The organism is Micromonospora sp. WMMD736 (assembly GCF_049179015.1).
In the GTDB taxonomy this organism is placed as follows: Bacteria; Actinomycetota; Actinomycetes; order Mycobacteriales; family Micromonosporaceae; genus Micromonospora.
Map to the genome: position 1 here is coordinate 1 of NZ_JBMHMI010000172.1, position 1,094 is coordinate 1,094.

At 61.7% G+C, this 1,094-nt stretch carries 3 protein-coding genes; 1 reads left to right on the plus strand and 2 read right to left on the minus strand.

Annotation, left to right across the window (positions count from 1 at the left end):
• Positions 1-67 precede the first annotated feature (67 nt).
• Positions 68-268, minus strand: a complete 201-nt coding sequence (locus ACN269_RS35225; RefSeq protein ID WP_421477746.1) for a hypothetical protein — start codon at positions 266-268, stop codon at positions 68-70.
• Between ACN269_RS35225 and ACN269_RS35230 the strand changes: the two genes are divergently transcribed.
• The gene (locus ACN269_RS35230; protein WP_421477748.1) at positions 263-571 is read left to right on the plus strand and encodes a hypothetical protein; all 309 of its coding nucleotides are present in this window, start codon (positions 263-265) and stop codon (positions 569-571) included. The two genes, ACN269_RS35225 and ACN269_RS35230, sit on opposite strands and share 6 nt — an antisense overlap.
• Before the next feature lie 329 nt (positions 572-900).
• On the opposite strand, the gene ACN269_RS35235 is transcribed toward ACN269_RS35230, so the two are convergent.
• A partial coding sequence (locus tag ACN269_RS35235; RefSeq protein ID WP_421477750.1) for a hypothetical protein occupies positions 901-1,094 on the minus strand: 194 nt, incomplete at its 5' end.

Here is a 1,094-nt window from a genome sequence, read left to right on the forward strand (position 1 = left end):
AGAATCCAGAGCGCGTCGCTGAACGCCGTCGCCGCCTAATCAAGTGGGTTGAGGCACGCGCGAGCGCCTAGGGCGTGTCTGATAAATAGGGCAGCCAGACGGTGATGGCGCGTAGGACTGCTGCGCCGCGGTAGACGAGGGCGAGTTTGTCGTAGCGGGTGGCCAGTCCGCGCCACTGCTTGGTCGTGTTGAAGCCTCGTTCGATGACGTTGCGGCTCTTGCGCTGACTCAGATCGTTGACGCGGCGAAGGAATGCAGCGCCGTGCACGAGGTGGAGAGCAGCAAGCGTGCCCGGCTGCAGGCCTACGAGACCACGGAAGTGGCGCGTATCAAGGCGGCCGAGTCGGTCTTGAAGGACTATTTTGCAAAGGTCTTCGCTGAGCGCCGATCAAACTTTGAAGAGCTCTTCAACCGCCTCGATGGAGCTTTGGAAGCCAACGATGGCGAAACAGTGGCTTTGATGGTGCGCGGGATCGTCGATATCGCGAAGACGTCGCCGCTGGCTGATCTTGGCGACCTCAGCCAGATTCGTGCGGCGCTTGATGATCCGGATCAGGTTTGGGAGCTGTGATCGGACTTTGATGAGATTGTCTCGCGTCCCTTCTGATGATCAGCGGCGCTAAGCCGCTCAGCCAGCTGAAGTATTTGTTGTCGCAAGAACCCCCGCTGGGCCAAGAACGGGCCAACACAAGGCAACACAGCCCGGCACAGGCCGCGCCAAGGCGCTACGAAAACTGGCTCCTATCAGCGTGTTTCGTGTACAGGACGTCACAAGGCGGCACAGGCTGCACAAGTCCAGGGCCAATTACACACCAGCGGTCGGCGGTTCGATACCGTCCGCGCCCACCGGTAGGTCCGTAGTGTGCGGAGCGGCGATACCTGTGTCTCGCCGCGTCGGTCTCAGGCAGGGCGGATTGCTTTCAAATACACGACGCGGTCGTCAACAGGTTCTCGGGCAGCATCTTTCACCGCGGCGACCAGCGCTGCGACGCCCGCTGGCTGACGTGGAAACCGCGACGAGAGCGCGATCAGCAGTCCGCGATGGTGAGCGCCAGTCGTGCTGTGTTCGGCGGCCAGGCGGGTGAAATCGCCGA